Below are 4,071 nucleotides of genomic sequence, written 5' to 3'. Positions count from 1 at the left end.
CGGTCAGCCGGCTGACCGCCGACCCGTCCAGCGCCGCCAGCAGGTCCCCGCGGGCCGCGGCGACCCGGGTGACCGGCGGGCCGAGGCCGGTCAGCAGCAGCCGGTGGTCCGGGTACCGGCCGGGCAGCGACTCCACCTCCCGGACGGCGCCGTCGTCCCGGCGGGCGGTGAGCCGGTTCCCGTCGACCCGGAGCCCGACCGTGTCCGCACTGGCGGCCCACCCTGCCAGTGCCTCGATCGCCGCGACCGGGACCACCAGGCGGGTCTGCCCGGCCGGGCCGCGGGCCGGCAGGGTCTGCACGGCCAGCCGGAAGCGGTCGGTGGCCACCAGCTCCAGCTCTCCGGGGGTGAGCTCCAGCAGCACGCCGGCCAGCACAGGCGCCTCGGGACAGCCCTCGGCCGCCGGTGCCACCCGGCCGACCGCTGCGGCCAGCGCTGCGGCGGACACCGACGTCCAGCCCGTGCGCTGCTGCAGCAGCCGCACCGCGGCGCGAGCGCTGGTCTGCGCGGAGTCCAGGTCCCGCGCCAGCTGCTCGACCCGGTGCCGGATGACCGCCTCTGCCTCGGCGAGCGGTGCGTCCAGCGTCCGGGCCACCGTCGGCAGCGGCAGCCCGAGCTCGCGGAGCCGGCGGACCAGCCGCACCCGGTCGGCCTGGTCGGGGGAGTAGCGGCGGTACCCGGACACCGGGTCGACGTGCGCCGGGGCGAGGAGCCCGCAGTCGGCGTAGAAGCGCAGCATGCTGGGTGTCACACCGGTCAGCCGGGCGAAGGCGCCGATCTGGAGCAACGGGTCGGGAGGGGCCATGCCGCCGATGGTGCTGTCTCCAGCGGCTCGAAGGTCAACCGCTCAGTCCCTCGGCACCCAGTTGTAGGCGGCGACCGTCGCCTCGCGGACGGCGGTGGCCAGTGGGCGCAGCGCCTCGTCCCGGGCTGCCGCCTGGGCGTGGGTGACCGCCGCGCCGGGCGCATCGGCCATCGCCAGGTCCAGCACCTGCCGGAGCCGCTGCGCCCGGCCGAGCACCGACACCGCCAGCGGGTCGTGGTCGCCCGGCAGCCCGGGCGCGCGCACGCCCTTGGCCAGCCCGGCCAGCAGCGAGGGGACCTCAGGGTGCCAGCGGGCAAGGTCCAGGGAGGCCAGCGTCCGGGCGGCGTCCCCGACGGCGAGATCCAGCGCGCCGGAGGCCGCGCGCAGCGTCCCCTCGGCGGGGGGTGCGGCCGGTCGGGTGGGGTCCAGCGGCACGGCGGTCCAGGCGACCATCTCGGTGCCCAGCTCCTCGGGCACCAGCGCCACCTGGCTGCCCACCGCGACCTGCCCGGACTCCAGCGCGAGCGCGGTGAGCGCGGGGACGGCGGGCACCCCGCGGGTGTCCCCGGGCGCCGGCAACGCCAGGTGGAGCCGCTGTTCGCCGAGCCCCCGCAGCGCGCTCAGCGCCCAGCCGAGCGGGACGGCCTCGTCGGTGCCGGGCATCCCGACGACCCGGTGGGCGGTGTCCCCGGTGACGGCGTCGAGCGCCTCGTCGAAGGAGGAACGGCCGGTGAGCCAGGCGGTGGCCCAGACGGCGAGACGGCCGGCGGCGAGATCGTGCACGGTGACCGAGGCTACGACGGCGCCGGGTGGTCGCGCCCGGGTGGGCGGCACGCGGGGCGCAGCGAGCGGCCGGGCACAGCACCGCGTGCCAGACTCGGGGGGTGCCCGCCTGGCTGCTCTGGTTGATCGCCTCAGGCCTGTTCGCGGCCGGTGAGGTCGCCAGCCTGGACCTGGTGCTGCTCATGTTCGCCGGCGGCGCCCTGGGCGGCATGAGCGTCGCGTTGCTGGGTGGGGAGGTGTGGCTCCAGCTGCTGGCGTTCGTCGTCGTCGCCGCGGGCCTCCTCGTGGTGGTCCGCCCGATCGCCAAGCGGCACCTCGTCGATCGCACGCCCGAGCAGATCGACGGCGTCGCGACCTACGTCGGCCGGGAGGCCGTGGTCAGCCGGCGCGTCGACAACACCGACGGCCGGGTCCGGCTCGGTGACGACGAGTGGACCGCCCGCACCCAGCTCGACGGAGAGGCCTACGAGGTCGGCGCCGCGGTGCGCATCGTGCAGATCGAGGGACCGATCGCCTACGTCAGCCACCTCTGACGCGGGGGTGGAGCTCCGGGGGGTCGGGCCGGCCACGGACGAGGAGCTCGCCAGGGATCTGCTGCAGCTCCAGCACGAGGCCTACGCGGTCGAGGCCGCGCTGATCGGTGACGACCGCATCCCGCCGCTCGGGGAGGGGCTGGCAGAGCTGCGCGCGGCGCCGCTCGCCTGGATCGGCGCGTGGTCGGACACCCGCCTGGTCGGTGCCGTCGCGTGGACGGAGTCGCCGCGACTGCTGGACCTCGACCGGCTCGTGGTGTCGCCCGGCGCCGCCCGTCAGGGCATCGGCACGGCCCTCGTGCGCCGGACCCTCCAGCTGGCCGGAGAGCGCCCCACGGTCGTCTCCACGGGCCGCGGCAACCGTCCGGCCCGGGCGCTGTACGAGCGGCTGGGCTTCGTGACCACCGGCGACACGGAGGTGCTGCCCGGGCTGTGGGTGACCGGATACCGGTACTGGCCGGTCCGGGCCGAGATCGGGTGACACCGCGCGGCCGGTCGTGACGTCGGGGGGCCCTGGAAGGCAGGATCAGGGCTCCGCACCACCGAGGAACGGAGCGCAGACCGCGTGGATGCCGCCCTGATCGCCCTGATCGTGATCGCCGTGCTCGTCGTCTTCGTGCTGGCGAAGAGCGTGACGATCGTCCCGCAAGCGCAGGCCAAGGTCGTCGAGCGGCTCGGCCGCTACAGCCGCACCCTGTCGCCGGGCCTGGCGCTGCTCGTGCCGTTCGTCGACCGGGTGCGCGCCACCATCGACCTGCGCGAGCAGGTCATCTCGTTCCCGCCGCAGCCGGTGATCACCGCCGACAACCTGCAGGTCGGCATCGACACCGTCGTCTACTTCCAGGTCACCGACCCGCGCCTGGCCGTGTACGGCATCGCGAACTACATCACCGGCATGGAGCAGCTGACCACCACGACGCTGCGCAACGTGGTCGGTGGGCTGAACCTCGAGGGCGCGCTGACCGGCCGGGACGGCATCAACTCCCAGCTGCGCACCGTGCTCGACGGCACCACCGGCCCGTGGGGTCTGCGGGTGGCCCGGGTGGAGATCAAGGCGATCGACCCGCCGCCGTCCATCCAGGACTCCATGGAGAAGCAGATGCGCGCCGACCGCGACAAGCGCGCGGTCATCCTGACCGCCGAGGGCCAGCGGCAGTCGGCGATCACGACGGCCGAGGGCCAGAAGGCCGCCTCGATCCTCTCCGCGGAGGGCAAGAAGCAGGCCGCGATCCTCGACGCCGAGGCCGAGCGGCAGAGCCGGATCCTGCGGGCCGAGGGTGAGCGCGCCGCGCTGTTCCTGCAGGCGCAGGGGCAGGCGAAGAGCATCGAGACGGTGTTCCAGGCCATCCACGACGGCAAGCCCGACCAGGGCCTGCTCGCCTACCAGTACCTGCAGACGCTGCCGAAGATCGCCCAGGGCGACGCCAACAAGATGTGGATCGTGCCCAGCGAGTTCAGCAAGGCGCTGGAGGGGCTGTCCAAGCTGGGCGGTGGCGACGACGGCGAGGGGGCACGCAGCTGGCTGGACGTCGACGCACCGTCCGGCGGGCAGGGCGCGGGTGCGACCCAGCCGTCGGCGTCGTCGCTGGACACCAGCAACTGGTTCGACTCGAACCTGCCGCCGGCCGCCGAGCAGCCCGAGGCCAAGATCTCGCTGTCCAGCATCGCCGACCAGCCGGCCGAGACGGCGCCGCAGATCCCGACGCCCCCGCCGCTGTCCCAGGTGAAGCAGGACGTCCAGGAGAGCGGCCCGGCCGCCGACCCGCGCAACCGCGCCGGGGACGACGACCCGCTGGAGCTGCCGCCGTCCTGACGCACTGAACGCCGGGGGGGGGGGGGGGGGGGGGGGGGGGGGGGGGGGGGGGGGGGGGGGGGGGGGGGGGGGGGGGGGGGGGGGGGGGGGGGGGGGGGGGGGGGGGGGGGGGGGGGGGGGGGGGGGGGGGGGGGGGG

At 75.8% G+C, this 4,071-nt stretch carries 5 protein-coding genes; 3 read left to right on the top strand and 2 right to left on the bottom strand.

What is annotated here, in order from left to right; all coding sequences use genetic code 11:
• Together ACI795_RS19365 and ACI795_RS19360 are read right to left on the bottom strand one after the other, a co-directional pair.
• Positions 1–805 (bottom strand): DNA polymerase III subunit beta family protein (locus ACI795_RS19365; protein ID WP_457077296.1); only part of this gene is annotated, 805 nt, incomplete at its 3' end.
• A gap of 42 nt (positions 806–847) precedes the next feature.
• Entirely contained in the window at positions 848–1,588 is a 741-nt protein-coding gene (locus tag ACI795_RS19360; protein ID WP_457077295.1) for a hypothetical protein, read from the bottom strand.
• Between the two features lie 101 nt (positions 1,589–1,689).
• Here ACI795_RS19360 and ACI795_RS19355 point away from each other — a divergent pair, with 101 nt between their 5' ends.
• The 3 genes from ACI795_RS19355 to ACI795_RS19345 all read left to right on the top strand — a co-directional run bounded on the left by ACI795_RS19355 (position 1,690) and on the right by ACI795_RS19345 (position 3,934).
• Positions 1,690–2,121 (top strand): NfeD family protein, encoded by a 432-nt coding sequence (locus ACI795_RS19355; protein WP_457077293.1) that lies wholly within the window; start codon positions 1,690–1,692, stop codon positions 2,119–2,121.
• 7 nt (positions 2,122–2,128) lie between these two features.
• Positions 2,129–2,602 (top strand): GNAT family N-acetyltransferase, encoded by a 474-nt coding sequence (locus ACI795_RS19350; protein ID WP_457077291.1) that lies wholly within the window; start codon positions 2,129–2,131, stop codon positions 2,600–2,602.
• 84 nt (positions 2,603–2,686) lie between these two features.
• A complete protein-coding gene (locus tag ACI795_RS19345) occupies positions 2,687–3,934 on the top strand; it encodes an SPFH domain-containing protein (protein ID WP_457077290.1) in 1,248 nt (415 codons plus the stop codon).
• Positions 3,935–4,071: the final 137 nt, after the last annotated feature.

The organism is Modestobacter sp. SYSU DS0290 (assembly GCF_054050955.1).
Note: the sequence above shows the minus strand (reverse complement) of the source record. Positions and strands in the feature narration are given on the sequence as shown.